At 58.1% G+C, this 18,065-nt stretch carries 17 protein-coding genes; 6 read left to right on the top strand and 11 right to left on the bottom strand.

Features of this window, described 5'->3' with window-relative positions:
* Positions 1 to 25: 25 nt before the first annotated feature.
* On the bottom strand, positions 26 to 562 hold the full coding sequence (locus ACN0XM_RS02825; protein ID WP_417565399.1) for a gamma carbonic anhydrase family protein: 537 nt from the start codon (positions 560 to 562) through the stop codon (positions 26 to 28).
* A gap of 211 nt (positions 563 to 773) precedes the next feature.
* Between ACN0XM_RS02825 and prlC the strand changes: the two genes are divergently transcribed.
* Together prlC and ACN0XM_RS02815 are read left to right on the top strand one after the other, a co-directional pair.
* Positions 774 to 2,819 (top strand): oligopeptidase A, encoded by a 2,046-nt coding sequence (prlC, locus tag ACN0XM_RS02820; protein WP_417565398.1) that lies wholly within the window; start codon positions 774 to 776, stop codon positions 2,817 to 2,819.
* 69 nt (positions 2,820 to 2,888) lie between these two features.
* Positions 2,889 to 3,140: a YheV family putative zinc ribbon protein gene (locus ACN0XM_RS02815; RefSeq protein WP_417565397.1), complete on the top strand. Its 252-nt coding sequence runs from the start codon at positions 2,889 to 2,891 to the stop codon at positions 3,138 to 3,140.
* Between the two features lie 65 nt (positions 3,141 to 3,205).
* Here ACN0XM_RS02815 and ACN0XM_RS02810 read toward each other — a convergent pair whose 3' ends face one another.
* Both ACN0XM_RS02810 and ACN0XM_RS02805 read right to left on the bottom strand, forming a co-directional pair.
* Positions 3,206 to 4,528 (bottom strand): Na+/H+ antiporter family protein, encoded by a 1,323-nt coding sequence (locus ACN0XM_RS02810; RefSeq protein ID WP_417565396.1) that lies wholly within the window; start codon positions 4,526 to 4,528, stop codon positions 3,206 to 3,208.
* 114 nt (positions 4,529 to 4,642) lie between these two features.
* A complete protein-coding gene (locus ACN0XM_RS02805; protein ID WP_417565395.1) occupies positions 4,643 to 4,873 on the bottom strand; it encodes a DUF1653 domain-containing protein in 231 nt (76 codons plus the stop codon).
* A 158-nt stretch (positions 4,874 to 5,031) separates the two neighbouring features.
* Between ACN0XM_RS02805 and ACN0XM_RS02800 the strand changes: the two genes are divergently transcribed.
* Complete coding sequence (locus ACN0XM_RS02800) at positions 5,032 to 6,828, top strand: diguanylate cyclase (RefSeq protein ID WP_417565394.1); 1,797 nt, start codon at positions 5,032 to 5,034, stop codon at positions 6,826 to 6,828.
* 9 nt (positions 6,829 to 6,837) lie between these two features.
* On the opposite strand, the gene ACN0XM_RS02795 is transcribed toward ACN0XM_RS02800, so the two are convergent.
* The 7 genes from ACN0XM_RS02795 to ACN0XM_RS02765 all read right to left on the bottom strand — a co-directional run bounded on the left by ACN0XM_RS02795 (position 6,838) and on the right by ACN0XM_RS02765 (position 13,853).
* The gene (locus ACN0XM_RS02795) at positions 6,838 to 7,224 is read right to left on the bottom strand and encodes a DoxX family protein (protein ID WP_417565393.1); all 387 of its coding nucleotides are present in this window, start codon (positions 7,222 to 7,224) and stop codon (positions 6,838 to 6,840) included.
* An 87-nt stretch (positions 7,225 to 7,311) separates the two neighbouring features.
* The gene (locus tag ACN0XM_RS02790) at positions 7,312 to 7,719 is read right to left on the bottom strand and encodes a group I truncated hemoglobin (protein ID WP_417565392.1); all 408 of its coding nucleotides are present in this window, start codon (positions 7,717 to 7,719) and stop codon (positions 7,312 to 7,314) included.
* Positions 7,720 to 7,763: 44 nt separating this feature from the next.
* Positions 7,764 to 8,639, bottom strand: coding sequence for a DUF3034 family protein (locus ACN0XM_RS02785; RefSeq protein WP_417565391.1), 876 nt, complete (start codon positions 8,637 to 8,639; stop codon positions 7,764 to 7,766).
* Positions 8,636 to 10,990 (bottom strand): putative bifunctional diguanylate cyclase/phosphodiesterase, encoded by a 2,355-nt coding sequence (locus ACN0XM_RS02780; RefSeq protein ID WP_417565390.1) that lies wholly within the window; start codon positions 10,988 to 10,990, stop codon positions 8,636 to 8,638. The genes ACN0XM_RS02785 and ACN0XM_RS02780 overlap by 4 nt, the downstream gene beginning before the upstream one ends.
* A complete protein-coding gene (locus tag ACN0XM_RS02775; protein ID WP_417565389.1) occupies positions 10,990 to 11,652 on the bottom strand; it encodes a methylamine utilization protein in 663 nt (220 codons plus the stop codon). Before ACN0XM_RS02775 ends, ACN0XM_RS02780 begins: the two co-directional genes overlap by 1 nt.
* A gap of 16 nt (positions 11,653 to 11,668) precedes the next feature.
* A complete protein-coding gene (locus tag ACN0XM_RS02770; protein WP_417565388.1) occupies positions 11,669 to 12,319 on the bottom strand; it encodes a hypothetical protein in 651 nt (216 codons plus the stop codon).
* A gap of 205 nt (positions 12,320 to 12,524) precedes the next feature.
* Entirely contained in the window at positions 12,525 to 13,853 is a 1,329-nt protein-coding gene (locus ACN0XM_RS02765; RefSeq protein WP_417565387.1) for an MATE family efflux transporter, read from the bottom strand.
* 203 nt (positions 13,854 to 14,056) lie between these two features.
* Here ACN0XM_RS02765 and coxB point away from each other — a divergent pair, with 203 nt between their 5' ends.
* The 3 genes from coxB (at position 14,057) to ACN0XM_RS02750 (ending at position 17,776) form a co-directional block, all read left to right on the top strand.
* Complete coding sequence (coxB, locus tag ACN0XM_RS02760) at positions 14,057 to 15,181, top strand: cytochrome c oxidase subunit II (protein ID WP_417565386.1); 1,125 nt, start codon at positions 14,057 to 14,059, stop codon at positions 15,179 to 15,181.
* 57 nt (positions 15,182 to 15,238) lie between these two features.
* The gene (gene ctaD / locus ACN0XM_RS02755) at positions 15,239 to 16,822 is read left to right on the top strand and encodes a cytochrome c oxidase subunit I (RefSeq protein WP_417565385.1); all 1,584 of its coding nucleotides are present in this window, start codon (positions 15,239 to 15,241) and stop codon (positions 16,820 to 16,822) included.
* 66 nt (positions 16,823 to 16,888) lie between these two features.
* Positions 16,889 to 17,776 (top strand): cytochrome c oxidase subunit 3, encoded by an 888-nt coding sequence (locus ACN0XM_RS02750; RefSeq protein WP_417565384.1) that lies wholly within the window; start codon positions 16,889 to 16,891, stop codon positions 17,774 to 17,776.
* A gap of 9 nt (positions 17,777 to 17,785) precedes the next feature.
* Here ACN0XM_RS02750 and ACN0XM_RS02745 read toward each other — a convergent pair whose 3' ends face one another.
* The gene (locus ACN0XM_RS02745; RefSeq protein ID WP_099618222.1) at positions 17,786 to 17,989 is read right to left on the bottom strand and encodes a twin transmembrane helix small protein; all 204 of its coding nucleotides are present in this window, start codon (positions 17,987 to 17,989) and stop codon (positions 17,786 to 17,788) included.
* Positions 17,990 to 18,065: the final 76 nt, after the last annotated feature.

The raw sequence follows: 18,065 nt of genomic DNA, 5'->3' as shown, positions 1-18,065 counted from the left end.
TTCGGCAGCCTTTCAGACCACAGGCTTACCGTTCGTTTAAGTACCCATCCTTGAGCCGGACATAGTTGGCGGCGGTATATTTGAAGAACCCCCGCTCCTGATCGGTCAGCGCGCGGGCCTTTTTACATGGCGAGCCAACGTACAGGTGACCCGATTCCAGGGTTTTGCCCGGCGGCACCAGGCACCCGGCAGCGACAATCACCTCGTCTTCCACCACAGCCCCATCCATGATGATGCAGCCCATGCCCACCAGCACCCGGCTACCAATGGTGCAACCGTGCAGCAAGGCCTTGTGGCCAACGGTCACATCGTCTCCCAGCGTTAAAGGGTAACCCCCTGGGTTATAATCACTGGCGTGGGTGATGTGCAGCACCGAACCGTCCTGAATGCTGCAGCGATCGCCAATGCGGATCTGGTGCATATCGCCACGCACCACGGTCATCGGCCAGATCGAGACATCATCACCGGTCTGGACATCACCGATCACTACGGCACTCGGATCAATCCAGGTGCGTTCCCCAAATTGTGGCGTGATACTCTTGTATGAACGTACATTCGTCATTACATATACCCATATAGCGTTTACCAGAAAATTCGGGGTACCTGTGGGAGAGGCCGTCCCAAAACTGTGCGGAGCCAGGGATGGCGGAGCCCAAGCGTCACAGGGATGTGCCGCAAGGAGCGTGTTTTGGGACGGCCTCTCCCACAGGTGCCTTTCCCGAGGTCTGATTAAACGAAACTACCTGAGATTCTAATTCCTGAGAAGGGGACCTATGAATAACCCGTTACTGACCGACGACCTGTTGCCGAAGTTTGACCATGTCCGCACTGAGCACATGGAAACGGCCATTGACCAGATTCTCAGTGAAAACCGCGTGAAGATTGGGAGCCTTGCCCAGAATGAAGACCCCACCTGGGACACCCTGGCGCAGCCCATGCAGGCGATGGAAGACAAACTGAGCAATGCCTGGTCGGTGATATCGCACCTGAACGGGGTGATGAACAGCGACGACCTGCGCAAGGTCTACAAGAACTGCCTGGAGAAGTTGACCGAGTACAGCACCGAAGTCAGCCAGAACGAGGCATTGTGCAACGCCTACAAGAAAGTGGCGGCGCGAGAGGATTTCAAGGATCTGAGCGAAGCCCAGCGCAAGTCGGTCGAAAACACGCTGCGGGATTTCCATTTGGGCGGTGTCGATCTGCCCGAGGACAAGAAAAAGCAGTATGCTGATTTGTCCCGGGAGCTGGCAGAGCTGTCCAACCGTTTCAGTGACAACGTCCTGGATGCGACCCAGCACTGGTTCAAACACATCACCAAGGCGGATGAGTTGAGCGGTATCCCGGAAACCGCCATTGAAGGCGCCAAGCAGGCCGCCCGGCAAAAGGAGCTGGACGGCTATGTGATTACCCTGGATTTCCCCAGCTTTTTCCCGGTTCTGACTTATTGCGACAACCGCGACCTACGGCGGGAAGTCTATGAAGCCTTTGGCACGCGGGCGTCGGATCAGGGTCCCGATGCCGGTCAGTGGGACAACACGCCGGTCATGGCGGAAATTCTGAAGCGTCGTCACGCTCTCGCCCAGCTGCTTAGTTTTGACAATTATGCCGAGCGCTCGCTGGCCACCAAAATGGCCCGTAACAGCGATGAAGTACTGGAGTTCCTGAACCAGCTGGCGGCCAAGGCTAAGCCCCAGGCGGAGAAGGAATTTGCCGAGCTGAAGGCGTTTGCGCGAGACGAGTTTGGCGTTGATGACCTGCAGGCCTGGGACATTGGCTATTACAGCGAAAAGCTGCGCCAGAAACGTTATGACATTTCCCCGGAAACCCTGCGGCCCTGGTTTCCGGTGAACAATGTGGTACCCGGCCTGTTCAGGGTGGCGGAGAAGTTGTTTGACGTGCAGATTGAAGCCAGACCTGAGGTGGAAACCTGGCACGAAGACGCCACCGCCTACTGCATCAGCCGTGACGGCGAACCCCTGGCCTGGTTCTACCTCGACCTGTTTGCCCGCCAGGGCAAACGTGGCGGCGCCTGGATGGCCGACTGCCGGGTTCGGTGGCGTAACCAGCGTGGTCATCTGCAACTGCCGGTGGCCTTCCTGACCTGTAACTTCACGCCACCGGTGAATGGCAAACCGTCGCTGCTGACCCACGACGAAGTCACTACCCTGTTCCACGAATTCGGCCACGGCCTCCACCACATGCTGACTCAGGTCGACGTGCTGGACGTATCCGGCATCAACGGCGTGGCCTGGGATGCTGTGGAGTTGCCCAGCCAGTTCCTGGAAAACTGGTGCTGGAACCCTGAATCCCTGGGATTGATCGCCACGCACCACGAAACCGGTGAACCACTCCCGGAAGACCTGTTGCAGAAGTTGCTGGCGGCGAAGAACTTCCAGTCCGGCATGGCCATGGTGCGCCAGCTGGAATTCTCCCTGTTCGACTTCCGCCTGCATGCGGAATTCACCAGCGAGGCGCCCACCAACCCGCTGGATATGCATCGCAAGATCCGCAGCGAGATCGCGGTGGTGCAAGCCCCGGAATTCAACCGCTTCCCCAACTCCTTCTCGCACATCTTTGCCGGTGGCTACGCGGCTGGATACTACAGCTACAAGTGGGCGGAAGTGCTGGCGGCCGATGCCTTTTCCCTGTTTGAGGAAAATGGCATCTTCGACCCGGAGACCGGCAAGGCCTTCCTCCATAACATTCTGGAAAAGGGCGGCTCCCAGGAGCCCATGGAACTGTTCAAGGCTTTCCGGGGCCGGGAACCGAAAGTGGATGCCCTGTTGAGACAAACCGGCATCACGGACGAGATTGCCTGACGATAAAGTGTGTCGGATTACGCTTCGCTAATCCGACAGCCAATGCCCACATTTACGGGAGTATTCTCAATGGCGAGTCCAAAACGTTTTATCGCCGGCGCTGTCTGTCCTCGCTGCGCAGAGATGGACAAGATCATGATGTTCACTACCGACGACGATGACCAGGTCCGCGAATGCGTGGCCTGCGGCTTCACCGATGCGGTGTCTGACGTCAAGCAGCCGGCCAATCCGGAGCTGGAAACCCGGGTGAACAAGCGTAAGAACGACGACGATCACACCGTCAAACAGGTGGTGTTCTTCAAGGCCGGGGCTGACGACTGACGTTTCGCCGGCCCCTTTCCTGACTGCAAAACCGGAGGCTTGAAAAGAGACGGCGAAGGCCAGGATCAGAGCACCATGGCCGCCAGCCACCCAAAGCCGAGCAACGGCAGATTGTAGTGCAAAAACGTAGGCACCACGGTATCCCAGATGTGGTTGTGCTGGCCGTCGGCGTTCAGGCCAGCGGTGGGGCCCAGGGTGGAATCTGAGGCCGGGGAGCCGGCGTCACCCAAAGCGCCGGCGGTGCCGACCAGAGCCACGATGGCCAGGGGGCTGAAGCCCATTTCCAGGGCCAGAGGCACGTACAACGCCGCGATGATGGGGATGGTGGAGAACGACGACCCGATGCCCATGGTGATCAGCAGGCCCACCACCAGCATCAGCAGTGCCGCCATGGCCTTGTTATCGCCGATGGTCGCCACGGAGCTCGCGACCAGCGTGGCGATTTCGCCGGTTTCCCGCATCACTTCGGCAAAGCCTGAGGCTGCGATCATGATGAAGCCGATCATCGCCAGCATTTTCATGCCCTCGGTGAACAGGTCGTCTGCTTCTTTCCATTTCACCACCCCCGAGATATTGAACAGCACGAAGCCCGCCAAAGCCCCGAGGATCATGGAGCCCAGCCAGAGCTGCACTACAAAAGCGGTGACGATGGCGACCAGCGCCATGATCAGGGTGCGGGGGCTGTAGCTCACGTCGACCCGTTCAGCGCGGGCGATGGCATTCATGTTGTAGCGGCGCTCGCCGCGATAACTGAAGAACACTGCGATGATAAGGCCGCAGAGCATGCCCAGTGCCGGCAGGGCCATGGCGGACATGACGTTAAGGTCGGAGGCATCAACGCCGCTCGCGTTCACATTTGCCAACAGGATTTCGTTCAGGTAGATGCCACCAAAGCCGACCGGCAAAAACATGTAGGGGGTTATCAGGCCAAAGGTCAGTACGCAGGCGACCAAACGGCGGTCCATGTTCAGTTTCGCCATCACGTACAACAGTGGCGGTACGACCAAGGGGATGAAGGCGATGTGGATCGGCAGGATATTCTGGGACGAAATGGCAATGGCCAGCAACAGGCCGATGATCAGGAAGCGGATGCCGTTGACGGCCTTGCCTTCGTCCTGACGGCCAACCAGGGCCAGGGCTTTGTCTGCCAGGGCGTGGGCCAGGCCGGACTTGCCGATGGCAACGGCAAAAGCCCCCAAGGTAGCGTAGGACAGTGCAACAGTGGCACCACCGCCCAGGCCATTGTTGAAGGCCTCGATGGTGGCGTCCAGGGACAGGCCCGCGATCAGGCCGCCGGAGACGGCCCCGATGATCAGGGCAACAACAACGTGGATGCGGCACAAACTCAGGACGAGCATGATGGCAACCGCAGCAACAACGGCATTCATGGCAAAACTCCGGGTAGGAATTAATGGTTTCCGGCCCCTTGTGGGGGCTGGCATCATGAAAAGCGCGGTAATGTGCAGGAAATGAGCGCGGTAGTCAAAGCGGTTGTGTAACGGTCAGGCCTCGTCCAGCCGGGCGAAGCGGGGCACTTGCTCACCGGCCACTTCCACGGTTTCCCGGAACATGGCCAGGGGGCGTACCCAGAGGCTGTAATCGCCATACAGGCAGCGGTAAACCACCATCTGCTCTTCGGTTTCACTATGCCGGGCGATGCCAAGCACCTCGTAATCGTTGCCCTTGTAGTGGCGGTAGCGGCCGGGGCGTATCTCATTTTTGCGCTCAGTCATTATTGGCCTCATCAAACCAGATTAACCTGGCTTTGCAGGAATGGCGGACGCGGTATGCGTAACCGTTTAAACTGTGGACAACTGTATGGATGCAAAAAGACTCGGTCAGGGACTGAAAGTGTAGAACAACCGGCCAGGCCCGGAAACCGGAAACAGCTATGAAGCGGCACGTCCTCCGCATCCTTTTGATTCTATTATGGCTGGCAGCTCTGGCCGGCGCTACGGCTCGGGCCGCGCCGGTGGCTTTCGAGTGGCTGGAGGCGCCAGCGGATGAGCTGTCGCTGTCGGAAGTCCGTACCTTGCCGCCAGACGCCTGGCAGGCTTTCGGTACCGGTGATGTTTTCAGTCGTGGTTTCAGCGACGGCAGTTTTTGGTTGAAAATCGAGGTACCGCCGGAGCCGGTTAACCGTGTCCTTGAGATCGGCTACCCCCTGCTTGATGAAGTGTCGGTGCACTGGGTTCTCAACGGAGAGTTGATCCAGACTCATCATACCGGCGATACCCTGCCCTTCAGTAGCCGCCCGATCTATCACCGCGATTTCGTTTTTCTGGTGCCTTCAAATACCGAACCGGTGACGGCCTTCGTACGGGTGAAAACCCTGGGGTCGGTGCAAATTCCCGTGGCGGTCACGCCCTCGGCTGATTTTCTGGCCAATGAACAGTTGTCCTATGGGTGGCAAACGGTATTTCTGGGCATCATCATCGCGATGGCGCTGTATAACCTGTTCCTGTTTGTGATTGTCCGGCACTCCACCTACCTCTGGTACGTGCTGACCGTTGTTGCCACTGGACTGGTCCAATTGAACTTCCATGGCCTGCTGTTTCAATGGTTGTGGCCGGGTTTACCCGGTATCAACCGGTACTTCACGGTACCGGCGGTCAGCCTTGCCCTGTTTTTCGCCGTCACATTTACCCTCAGGTTTCTGAATGTCCGCCTTTACAGTCTGGCCAGTTACCGGTTCCTGCAGCTCATCCGCGCGGGCACTGTCTTTTCGTTGCTGTTCGGCCTGTATGGCTCATACCAGGCCGGTATTATGCTGGTGAGCGTCCTGGCTGCGCTGGCAACGCCCGCGGCTTGGCTGGTTGGCATGCTGGTCTGGCGCAAAGGGCAGATCCTGGGTGGTTTCTATGTGCTGGCCTGGACGCCGTTGCTGATTGGCCACCTGATTCTGGCGTTGAGCAAGTTGGGTGTTATGCCCCGCAGTTTCCTGACGGAATTCGTGCCCCAGTTCGGTGTGGCCCTGGAAGTGATCCTGCTTTCCTTTGCCATGGCCTACCGGATCAATCTTGAGCGCCGAAGACGGCAGGAAGCCCAGGAGCAGGCGCTTGTAATTCAGCAACGGGCGAACCAGACCCTGGAAATACGGGTACAGGAGCGCACTGAGGAGCTGGAGCGAGCGAACGAGCAACTCAAGGCGATCAGCCTGACCGATGGTCTGACGCATGTCGCCAACCGACGGCAGTTTGATGAAAAGCTGGAAAACGAGTGGAAGCGAGCCCTTCGCCACGGCCATCCGTTAAGCTTGCTGATGCTGGATATCGATCACTTCAAGCGGGTAAACGATGAACTGGGGCACCTGGTGGGCGATGACTGCCTGACGGAAGTGGCTGCCCTGTGCGCCGCTGAAGTCCAGAGAACGGGGGATCTGCTCGCCCGTTATGGCGGCGAGGAATTCAGTATTCTGTTACCGGCCACGTGCGAAGAAGGCGCAGTTCAGGTTGCCGAGCGGGTTCGCCAGGCCATTGCCCGCTCCCCGGTGCATTCCGGAGAGGGTGTGGCGCCGGTCAGCCTGACCGTCAGTGTGGGTGTCGCCACCGTCGTACCCACTCAGAGCATGCTACCCCACGAGTTGATCCGACAGGCCGATGAGGCGTTGTATGCCGCCAAGGAATCGGGTCGCAACCGGGTAGTGGTTGCCCATGGAATCCGGGAGGTGTCGGTCCCCGGCGCCTGACCAGAGCCGTCAGTTCTTCAGTTTGTAACGCCCCGGCCCTAGAAATATTACGGCCACCGCTGTGAACAGGAAGAACCCCTGGAGTTCCAGCGCCCAGCCTCCATTGCCGCTCAGGGTCAGTAATTGATTGGTATGCACAAGCGCAATCGCGACCAGCATATTGAACACGATCAGCAGGGCGCCGATGCGGGTCTGGTAGCCGAGGATCACCATCAGCGGAGCCAACAGTTCGCCGATGAAAACCCCGTAAGCGAGGACGGTGGGGAGGCCGTGGCTGGCCAGTTCACCCTCAATGAAACCGACACCGCTGAACAGCTTGGCAATGCCGTGGAACAGTATGAGGCCACCCAGGGTCAGGCGGATAATCAGTTTTCCCAGATCTGCATTTTCTAGCAAGGTGCCGGTCTCCATGGTTTGGCTGTTTGGCAGCGGTCCGATCAGTCGCACAGCTTACCCGTTTCCACCTTCCTCTCAAAGGTTCTCTCAAAGGTTGCGAATGTCCGGGTACAGTGGGAGTAGCCGTTTGATCAGCCGGTTCTGGGCACCGGTGGGGGCATCATTTTCCTCCATAGCGAGGATCAGGTTTTCCACCAAGGCGTTGAATTGGGTGTTGGTGATGGCCATATCGGCATGCAGCTCCCGCATTTCCCGGCCGGTATAGGTACAGGGCCCGCCACTCAGTTCGCACAGCTGATCGGTCAGATTGCGGTGGAACTGAGCCACGTCCATGCCCTTGAATTGGTGGTTGATGCGCTCATCCTCCACAATCAGATACAGCAGATCCTCAACGATATTGGCAATGCCCTCACGTTCACCGAGCTGCTGGTACAGACTGGTGTCGGGTTCCGGATTCAGGGCCTGGCAGCCCGCAAGGAAAAGGACTGCCATCATCAAGAGGCATGCGGCTTTAGTTTTGCATTCGAAAGGATTCCTCATCAGAAACTCCCCTGAAGAGACAGGTACAGGCCCTGCTGGTTTTCCAGCGTGGCCACATCACCGAGGTTGACCATGGCGGCTGTAACGGCTAGCCGGCGATCCGGAACCCAGGCCACGAACAAATCGTACCAGTCGTCTTCGGCGGCAAAATCCAGGTTGTCCGGCTTTTGCCGGTATTCGGCACCCACTAGCCACTGCCGGTTAATGAACAGTCCGATGCTGCCCTCGAGCATCCATTCGTAACTGTTATTGTGGTCGCCGCCGAAGCCCAGCAGGCCGCCCTGATTGGCACGGGTGCCTCGGGCTGTCAGGTTGATGAGCAGGTTTCGCTCCATCAGGGTCGCGAAAAACAGCTTGCTGCCACTGAAGTACACGTCGGTGCCGCTGTCATCCCTTGCTCCGACTGCCCCGGGTACTGTGAAATCCTGCAGGCGCTTGTGCTGTATACCGGCGGACCACTGGCCCCACCGGCTGTACAGCACGTCGCCGGCGAGCCGGACCTTGACCCCGAAGATATTCTGGCGCAGCTCGTCCTGCTCAAGCCCGAAGTCGTCCTTGAGGGTGAACACCAGGCTATCCAGATCCAGGGTCTGTTGCGCCACGGTGAGTTCAAGCCGGTTGTTCCAGTTCAGCCCCGCACCGGTCACCGACAGGCTGTAGTCATCGACTTCGGCACGGCTGATGGCCAGGGTGCCGCCCCATTCTTGGTCACTGGCGTAGCTGCCCAGCAGGCCCCAGGGCACCAGGCCGCCGCCGGCACTGCCTTCGATGGTGGTGACGCCACCGGTCGCCCAGATTCGGCTGCCAATATCAGCGACCGCCGCAGGTGCGATCAGGAGAGCCGCCACCAGCGAAGCCACAGGCCATGTTTTCATTCTGAATACTCCGGGTTTGGTTCGGTCAGTTCCTGTTCGCGGGCCGCCAGGGATTGAGCAGTCTCCACCAGGTCATCGGCAGAAACCGGGCGGCTCAGGTAGAAACCCTGGCCCAGGTTGCAGCCCCAGCCTTGCAGCAGCTGCCAGGCCTTCAGGTTTTCGATGCCCTCGGCCACCACTTTCAGTCCGAGGCCATGGGCCATATCAATGGTAGACCGGACAATCAGCTGATCCTGAGGCTCGGAATCCAGCTTCAGGACAAACGACTTGTCGATCTTCAGCTCCTGCACCGGCAACTTACGCAGCTGTGACAACGAGGAGTAGCCGGTGCCGAAATCATCAACTGACAGGGTCACGCCCAGCTCCCGGAGTCTCTCCAGGGTGGCCATGGCTTCCTCGGGGTCCTCCATCAGCGCGCCTTCGGTCACTTCCAGGGTGATGCGCTCCATGCTGTGGTGCCAGTTCCTGAACGTGTCGGCAATATGCCGGGTCAGCGCCGGCCAGGTCAGGTCCATGGCGGACAGGTTAATGGCCACCCCGGCGTCCACACCCTGCTCATGCCACTGGCGGGCATCCCTGGCTACGCGCTGAAGGATGTGGGCGGTCAAGTCATGGATCTGCCCGGACTGTTCGGCGAGAAAAATGAATTCTTCGGGTGAGATAAAGCCTAGCTCCGGATGAATCCAGCGCACCAGGGCTTCGACCTGAACCAGTTCGCCGGTGCGACTGTCCAGTTTGGGCTGGTAGTTCATGTGCAGCCCGTTGTTGAGGATGGCAGTGTGCAGGTCGGTGATCAGTTTCAGTTCTCTGAGGTGGCTCTCGTCCTGCCCCGGCTGGTAGCGGGTAAAGGACTCTGCGCGGGTTTCGGCCTGCTCGAAGGTGAGGTTGAGGCGGCGGCGCAGTTGGTTGGAATTGGCGGCATCCTCCGGTAACTCCAGGCTAACCATGGTAATGCGCAGGGAAAAGGGTGTCTGGTCGATCTGTAGCGGAGATTCGATCAGGTCGTGCAGCTGCTCTGCCCTGCGATCAAGTTCCGCGGGCGTCAAAGCGGGTATCAGGGCGAGAAACTCAGCGCCCCCGGTGCGGGCGATGATCCGGGCGTCTGGCAGTTCCTGCTGCAGACGCCGTGAGGTTCCGCCAAGCACCTTATCCCCGAATTCCAGCCCCAGGGTATCGTTGATGTTAGAGAGATCGTTCAGCCGAATGCCGATCAGCGTGCCTTGACCGTTTTCTTTGAACAGCTCGCTGGCGGCATGCATCAGGGCGTTCCGGTTGCCGAGCCCGGTGACATCGTCGTGGGTTGCGGCATAGCGGATCTCGGCTTCCCGGTCCCGCAACCTCTGCAGCATGTCGCGCAGGGCATCCCGAAGTTGGGTCAGTTCGCCGCCGGCCCGGATAGCCGGGGCGGTGGGGGTGCCGCCCTCACCTATGGCCCTGGCGTAGTTTGCCAGTTGCAGCACCGGGCGCCCCAGATTGCGGGCAATTACCAACGCCAGCAGGATGGCGAAAATTAGAATGGCGGTCACCAGTAAGCCAATTTCCACCGCTCGCTTGTAGTAATTCTGCAGGCTGGCGTCGCGGCTGATCAGCAGAACCGCCTGAAGGGACGCGGGAGCCGACTGGCCAAGATTGATGATTCGGGTGAAATATCCGGCACTTTCTATAAAGTTCTGGTTACCGGGTGCCCGGGTGAGCTCCTGCTGCAGGTTGTCATCAATGCCGGTGGTGGCAGCGAAATTGCTGAATTCGCCGGTATCTTCGGAACGGGTGCGGAAGATGACAGAGGTCCCGCTGAGCCGCGCAATAACCTCAGCCAGGGTTTGGTCCATGGCAAAGCCGGTCACCAGCCAGGCGCGCAGTCCGGGCGCTTCAACCGGAATAACGAGAACCTCGTAGCCCCGGCCGTCAATGGCCAGCAGCGATCTGGCGAAACCGTTACGCCGGGCGCTGGCCAGCTGTTCTGAGGATATGTCCGGGAGTCGGCGCTTTAGAGTCGAGGCCAGGATTTCGCCGTTGCCATTCAGCAGCAGGGCAAAACTGGCACCGACCCGGCCGCTGTGGTTCTCCAGTGTGCTGTCGATGGTTGCCGCATCACCACTGGCCACGGCAGAACGGAAGCCAAAATCCTGAACCAGAACGCTGAGGCGGGAGAGCTCAAGATCGGTGCGCCGCTCAATGACTTCTTTGGTCAGCCGCTCACCGATGGTGAGTTGTTCCAGTGCCCGGTTCTTTTCGTCCTCGAACAGATACACCATCAGCAGGGCAACAATCACCAGGCTGACCAGTGCCACCAGGGAGATCATTGCGGTAATGAGCCGGCCACGGAATCCGAGGCGAGAGGCAACTGCCATTAAAGCTCCCGGAAACGTTGCTGCAGGCGATCCAGCGAACCTTCGGTTGCAGGCTCGGGCTCCAGACTCAGAGTGACGTTCACCGGTTGGCCGGTGCCAACTTCACGGATCACCGGCCGGGTATTGTCCGGTAGTCGAGGATGCCAGACCTGCAATTCCACCTTGCCCTGGCCGCCCTCGGCGTATTTCGGGGCCAGGGCAAGGGTGACCTGGCCCGAGGCATTGGTCTGGCCAACGGCCGCGGTTCCGGTAACGATAATAAACGCCTGCATGTGGTCGTGTATGTTGCAGCCCAGCTCAACGATTCCCGGTTTATCAAAAAGAACAGGAGCCTCCGGCCGGCCGGCATAAAGCTCAATGTTGAAAACCTTGGCAGGCGAGAAGGAATAAACATGGTGCTGGGTGTTGTCGCGGTTGGGAAAATCTACGCTGGAACCGGCGGGGATTACGAGTATGTAGGGGTGGAAAGCGCGGTCCTTCTGGTAGATTTCGGCGGAAACCGGCACCACTTCCCGAGTGGTGGCGACAGAAACCACTGCACCTGCCACGGGCTCGGCACTGCCATTCACGGTTACGGTCACAGACAGCTCGGATGAAGTCGCTGCCAGGGGCACGGCAGCCATGTTCAGTGCCGCCGTCAGTGCAATCGCTGATGGTCTCATCAATCCTCAAAACCTGTCAGGACAGGCCGGAACCGAGGGAGAATCGAATGTGGTTCCTTACCAGCAGATTTTCCCAGTAATGCCGCATCCAGTCCCATGCGACGTTGTTAACCTGTTCGACGAAGGGGTCGAGGTTGAGCTCGTAATAGTCCGGTGTGCCTGCTATCTGCAACAAGGTCACGGTTATTGAATCATCCAGCTCATTGGCAAAAGGTTCGCCAATCAGCTGGTGAGCGAGCAGGTTAGCACGAGTTGCTTCGATATCCACCAGCTCGCTGGCCCGGGTGCACCGGTTGTTCTCATACATTTCTTCCATCAGCCGGTGGCACAGATAGGCACGGATCAGTAGGCCATCGAGACCGTCATAACGAACCAGGAGTGCTGAGGGCTGGGTGAAATATCGGGTGGCGGCACTGACGAACGGTTCGAACAGATCGGCTTTGCCAGCCTCCCGGGCGCAGGCTTCCACGCATTCGATCAGCCTCGGCGCCATTTCAATGTATTCAACTACAAACTGAAACAGGCAGGTGGCTGGCTGGTAGCCCTCGATCGTGACGGCAGAGGGCAACGCGGCAACCTTCTCATGCAACTGCCGGAGAAAGGTGCCGGAACGGGCTTCCTTGCGCCGTGCCTGATCAATGATTTCGAGGACTACCTGTGGTGTCATTTCAGGAGATGCCAATGTTTGAACGAATTGAGGTCGCAAGGCGCCTCCGTTGTTAGCAGCTGTTAGCAACGAATTCCCGGGCAGGAGAGTCGGGCTGGCTACCCCATCGTGCCTGCCTTTTCTGACAAGTGTAGCCGAGATTTGGCCAGCTGCTTTTCCGGCATTGTGAAAATACACAGTCGTAATGTTATAAATTGAGTCGCCGTCACTGGCTCTCGAACCATCGTCCGTTCCGGGTATGAGACCAGCACAGCCACCCCATGCTGAGGGCACGTGCGAGCATCAGGGAAATCAACGAGAACCAGAGCCCGTGATTGCCCCAGCCGGTGGTCAGCCACCAGGCCGGAGCAAACACCCCCAGCACAGAGAACAGCATGGTGTTCTGCATGTCACGGGTCCGAGTCGCGCCGATAAACACGCCGTCAAGAAGAAAGCCCCACACCGCGGCAAACGGCAACAGCCAGAGCCAGGGCAGATATTGCCACGCGGTGGTCCTCACCTCCTCAATGCCTGTGAGCAGCGCGATCAGTAGGTGTCCGCCGGCAACAAACAGGATGGTGAGTAACAGGGCCCCCCAAAGCGACCACCTCAGGGCACTCCGGAAAACCACCCGGAATCGCCCCCGGCTGCCTTTGCCGATAGCTTCACCAATCAGGGCTTCAGCCGCGTTGGCAAAACCGTCCAGGGCATTGGAGATCAGCAGCAGGAAGGTGATCAGCACTGCATTGGCCGCCAGGATGGTGTCGCCCTGGCGTGCACCCTGGGCGGTGAAGAATGCCAGTACCAGCAACAGGGCGATGGTGCGCACCATGATGTAACGGTTCACCCGGAGAATTCTCAGGTAATCCCCGAGCGTACCGAACAGCGCTCGGGTGAGGGTCTGGCCCTCCGGCATCCGGCTCAGTACGATCATAAAGCCAATGGCGGCGGCTCCGTATTCGGCAATGACGGTTGCAATCGCCACGCCCCGGCTGTTCCAGCCAAAAACGGTGACAAACAGAATATCCAGGGCAATGTTGAGGCCGTTGGCGGCAATCAGCATCAGCATCGGGCCCCTGGGAAACTGGGTGCCGATCAGCCAGCCAACGAGGGTGTACTGACACAGCACCGCCGGCGCACTCCAGATACGGATAGCGGCGTACTCGGCCGCCAGTTCCATAACGCCGTCGCTGGGATTCATCAGGGTTAATCCAACCCGGATCAGGGGCTGGTGGAATAAAATCAGCAGCAAACCGATGCCGGTCGCCAGCAGCACTGACCGCAGCAACAAGGCGACCTGGCTGAAGCTGTCCCGTTTGCCCCAGGCCTGGGCTGCAAGCCCGGTGGTGCCCATTCGCATGAAGCCGAAGGTCCAGTAGAGAATGCTGAAGAGGTTGGCACCAACGGCGACCGCGCCCAGGTACTCGGGGCTTTCGAGGTGGCCGAGCACCGCGGTATCTACCAGCCCCAGCAGGGGGACAGTGAGATTGGTGAGCATCAATGGCCAGGCCAGGGCCCAGAGGCGCCGGTCGGTTGCAGGCAGGTTAAATCCCATATTCTTTTTGATTCTTAAAAATAGTTGGTTAGCTCTTTTGGGTTTAGCCGATTTTTTAGTCTTTTCTTGATCTGTGTCTATACTCGGAACTGATGTATCCGTAAGTAGGCTTCCTCTTTGGTTTTTCCGGTGTATGCGAGCGCCAGTCAGGCCAGAGGGATAACGCAAAATCCGACAAGAATAACACCCTGTGGAGACACAGTATGCGCGTGCACGCTCAGCGGGCAGGTGCCCTTTTAGGCGGTCTGATGTTCCCCGCCTGGTCCATGGCGGACTGGACACTGAACATGACCCCGGGGGTGACCGGCACCAGTAACGAGATTTTTGACCTTCACATGACCATACTCTGGATCTGCGTCGTCATTGGCGTCGTGGTATTCGGAGTCATGTTCTGGTCCATCTTCGCCCATCGAAAATCCCAGGGCGCCAAACCTGCCAATTTCCACGAAAACACCGTGGTAGAGATTCTCTGGACCATCATACCCTTTGTCATCTTGGTGGTTATGGCGATTCCTGCCACTGCCACGCTGGTGGACATGTACGACTCCACGGAATCTGAGGTGGATATCAAGGTCACCGGATACCAGTGGAAGTGGCAGTACGAGTATATCAACGAGGACTTTGGGTACTTCTCGAACCTGTCCACCCCTGGAGACCAGATAGCAAACCGTCAGACCAAGGGCGAAAACTATCTTCTGGAAGTCGACAACCCGCTGGTGATTCCGGTGGGCAAGAAGGTTCGCTTCCTGGTGACAGCCAACGATGTAATCCACTCCTGGTGGGTGCCGGACTTTGGTGTGAAGAAAGACGCCATCCCCGGCTTCATCAACGAGACCTGGACCCGAGTGGATGAGCCCGGTACTTACCGTGGCCAGTGCACCGAACTCTGTGGAAAGAACCACGGTTTCATGCCCGTGGTGGTCAAGGCCGTGCCTCAGGAAGAATACGCTGCCTTTGTGGCCGAGCAGAAGGCGGCAGCCGAGAAAGAGCGTGAATTGACCCAGAAAGACTGGACCATGGCCGAGCTGATGGAGCGAGGCGAAAAGGCCTATCAGACTGCTTGCGCCGCTTGTCACCAGGCTGATGGCAGTGGTGCGCCTCCTGCATTTCCGGCGCTTAAAGGCAGCCAGATCGCTACCGGAGATATGGCGGCGCACATTGACATCGTTGTGAATGGTAAATCTGGAACCGCGATGCAGGCCTTTGGCAGTCAATTGAGCGAGGTGGACCTGGCCGCAATCATTACCTATGAGCGGAACGCCTGGGGCAACAGCACCGGCGAGATGGTCACACCAAAACAGATCTTTGATTACAAGAACCAGCAGTAATCAACGCCAGATAACAGATATCACCAGCCACAATAAATGGCGGTAACGGGGGTTTTCATGAGTGCGGTTGCAGATACCCACGCCCAGGATCATCATCACGGCCCGGCAAAAGGCTTCAGCCGATGGCTGTTGACTACAAACCACAAGGATATCGGGACAATGTACCTGATATTCAGTTTCACCATGTTCCTGCTGGGTGGAACCATGGCCATGGTTATCCGGGCGGAACTGTTCCAGCCCGGGCTGCAGATAGTGCAGCCGGAATTCTTCAACCAGATGACCACCATGCACGGACTGATCATGGTGTTTGGCGCGGTCATGCCGGCCTTTGTCGGCCTGGCCAACTGGATGATTCCGCTAATGATCGGCGCACCCGATATGGCCTTGCCACGGATGAATAACTGGAGTTTCTGGCTGCTGCCCTGTGCCTTCCTGATTCTGGTTTCCACCCTGTTCATGCAGGGCGGTGCACCCAACTTTGGATGGACCTTCTACGCACCATTATCAACGACCTACGGGCCGCCCAGCACCACCTTCTTCATCTTTGCCGTCCATATCATGGGGATTTCCTCGATCATGGGCGCCATCAACGTCATTGCCACCATTCTGAATTTGCGGGCACCGGGCATGACCCTGATGAAAATGCCCCTATTCGTATGGACCTGGCTGATCACTGCCTTCCTGTTGATTGCGGTCATGCCGGTACTGGCCGGCGTGGTGACCATGATGTTGATGGATATAAACTTTGGCACCAGCTTCTTTGATGCCTCCGGTGGTGGTGACCCGGTGCTGTTCCAGCATGTGTTCTGGTTCTTCGGCCACCCTGAGGTGTACATCATGATACTGCCAGCGTTCGGGGCGGTGTCCCACATCATTCCGGCGTTTTCCCGTAAACCGCTGTTTGGTTACGCTTCCATGGTGTATGCCGTTGGTGCCATTGCCCTCCTTTCGTTCGTGGTCTGGGCGCACCACATGTTTACCGTAGGCATCCCCATTACCGGTCAACTGTTTTTCATGTACGCCACCATGCTGATCGCCGTCCCCACTGGGGTAAAGGTGTTCAACTGGGTCGCCACCATGTTCCGGGGTTCGCTCAGTTTTGAGGCGCCGATGCTGTTTGCGGTGGCCTTCGTGATCCTGTTCACCATCGGCGGTTTCTCGGGTCTGATGCTCGCCATCGCGCCGGCCGATTTCCAGTACCATGACACCTACTTCGTGGTTGCTCATTTCCACTACGTCCTGGTGCCGGGTGCCATCTTCGGGATCTTTGCCTCTGCCTATTTCTGGCTGCCGAAGTGGACTGGCCACATGTACGATGAAACTCTGGCCAAGACTCATTTCTGGCTCTCCTTCATCGGCATGAACCTGGCGTTTTTCCCCATGCACTTCCTGGGACTGGCAGGCATGCCCAGGCGGATTCCCGATTACGCGCTGCAGTTTGCGGATTTCAACATGGTCTCCAGCATTGGCGCGTTCATGTTCGGCGCCACTCAACTGCTGTTCCTGTTTATCGTGGTCAAGTGCATCAGGGGAGGCGAAAAAGCGTCTGCCAAGCCCTGGGATGGAGCCGAGGGTCTTGAGTGGACCGTGCCGTCACCGGCGCCTTACCACACCTTCGCAACACCGCCGGAAGTGAGGTGAAGCCGTAAGTTTGTATTTGCTACACGACAACAACAATTAATAACGAACAAGCCATCGGAGATTGTCATGGCGGAGAACCAGAGCTATTACGTTCCGGAACAGAGCAAGTGGCCGATCATTGCGACGGTAGGACTTGGAGTGACCCTGTATGGCGCCGCGTCCATCATGGTCAACGCACAACAGGGTGAAAGCACTACCGGTGCCTGGATCATGTTCCTGGTTGGCGCACTGATCATGGCCTATATGCTGTTCGGCTGGTTTGGCAATGTTATCCGGGAAAGCCGGGCGGGGCTTTACAGCCCGCAGATGGATCGGTCATTCCGTTGGGGGATGAGCTGGTTTATTTTTTCCGAAGTCATGTTCTTTGCGGCCTTTTTTGGCGCTCTGTTCTATGTTCGGGTGTTCGCTGTGCCGTGGCTGGGCGGTGAGGGAGACCGGGGCAGCTCAAATATGCTCTGGGAGGGGTTCCAGGCGACCTGGCCGCTGATTCAGACGCCGGATCCCCAAGCCTATCCGCCTCCAGAGGCCATCATCGGACCCTGGGGCCTGCCGCTGATAAACACTATTTTGCTGGTAACCTCTTCGTTCACCATTACCGTTGCCCATCATGCGCTGAAAGCAGGCAACCGTGCCAAGGTCAAGATCTGGATGAGTGCCACGATTCTGCTGGCCATCGGCTTCCTGGTGCTGCAGGCCGAGGAGTACATGCACGCCTATCAGGATCTGAATCTGACCCTGGAGTCAGGCATCTACGGCAGCACCTTCTTTATGTTGACCGGCTTTCACGGTGCCCATGTGACGCTGGGAACGCTGATGCTGTTCATTATGCTGATGCGCGTCAACAAGGGCCATTTCACCGCCGACAGTCATTTCGGTTTCGAGGCTGCGGCGTGGTACTGGCATTTCGTGGATGTGGTGTGGCTGGGCTTGTTCGTATTTGTCTACATCATCTGACATACAGGGTCAGGGAGTCGGATTCAATGTCAGGCTCCCTTGCCAGAGCGCAATAAGAATCACCGCCAGGAGAAGTATGCTCAGCGTGACCCTTACCGCGAGGGAGTTCACCACCCGATTGGTTTTACCCCCGTCCTTGATCAGAAAGAACAGGCCACTGAACAGGCTGACTACCACGGCAAGCATCAATACAACGATAACGGCCTTGAGCATGGGGCTTCCTGTTTTATGGGTCATGTGAATGTACGGTCCGGAATGTTTTCCGGACTCGATGAGGTCACTATAGCAG

Source organism: Marinobacter sp. (assembly GCF_048269445.1).
In the GTDB taxonomy this organism is placed as follows: Bacteria; Pseudomonadota; Gammaproteobacteria; order Pseudomonadales; family Oleiphilaceae; genus Marinobacter.
Note: the sequence above shows the minus strand (reverse complement) of the source record. Positions and strands in the feature narration are given on the sequence as shown.

Bases quoted from the DNA above. Each gene is read 5' to 3' on its own strand.
- ACN0XM_RS02745 (WP_099618222.1), bottom strand. From the start codon at position 17,989: ATGCTCAAGGCCGTTATCGTTGTATTGATGCTTGCCGTGGTAGTCAGC.
- ACN0XM_RS02785 (WP_417565391.1), bottom strand. From the start codon at position 8,639: ATGAAAACATGGCCTGTGGCTTCGCTGGTGGCGGCTCTCCTGATCGCA.
- ACN0XM_RS02800 (WP_417565394.1), top strand. From the start codon at position 5,032: ATGAAGCGGCACGTCCTCCGCATCCTTTTGATTCTATTATGGCTGGCA.
- ACN0XM_RS02750 (WP_417565384.1), top strand. From the start codon at position 16,889: ATGGCGGAGAACCAGAGCTATTACGTTCCGGAACAGAGCAAGTGGCCG.
- coxB (WP_417565386.1), top strand. From the start codon at position 14,057: ATGCGCGTGCACGCTCAGCGGGCAGGTGCCCTTTTAGGCGGTCTGATG.
- ctaD (WP_417565385.1), top strand. From the start codon at position 15,239: ATGAGTGCGGTTGCAGATACCCACGCCCAGGATCATCATCACGGCCCG.
- ACN0XM_RS02780 (WP_417565390.1), bottom strand. From the start codon at position 10,990: ATGGCAGTTGCCTCTCGCCTCGGATTCCGTGGCCGGCTCATTACCGCA.
- ACN0XM_RS02770 (WP_417565388.1), bottom strand. From the start codon at position 12,319: ATGACACCACAGGTAGTCCTCGAAATCATTGATCAGGCACGGCGCAAG.
- ACN0XM_RS02810 (WP_417565396.1), bottom strand. From the start codon at position 4,528: ATGAATGCCGTTGTTGCTGCGGTTGCCATCATGCTCGTCCTGAGTTTG.
- ACN0XM_RS02815 (WP_417565397.1), top strand. From the start codon at position 2,889: ATGGCGAGTCCAAAACGTTTTATCGCCGGCGCTGTCTGTCCTCGCTGC.
- ACN0XM_RS02805 (WP_417565395.1), bottom strand. From the start codon at position 4,873: ATGACTGAGCGCAAAAATGAGATACGCCCCGGCCGCTACCGCCACTAC.
- ACN0XM_RS02775 (WP_417565389.1), bottom strand. From the start codon at position 11,652: ATGAGACCATCAGCGATTGCACTGACGGCGGCACTGAACATGGCTGCC.
- ACN0XM_RS02825 (WP_417565399.1), bottom strand. From the start codon at position 562: ATGACGAATGTACGTTCATACAAGAGTATCACGCCACAATTTGGGGAA.
- ACN0XM_RS02790 (WP_417565392.1), bottom strand. From the start codon at position 7,719: ATGATGGCAGTCCTTTTCCTTGCGGGCTGCCAGGCCCTGAATCCGGAA.
- prlC (WP_417565398.1), top strand. From the start codon at position 774: ATGAATAACCCGTTACTGACCGACGACCTGTTGCCGAAGTTTGACCAT.
- ACN0XM_RS02765 (WP_417565387.1), bottom strand. From the start codon at position 13,853: ATGGGATTTAACCTGCCTGCAACCGACCGGCGCCTCTGGGCCCTGGCC.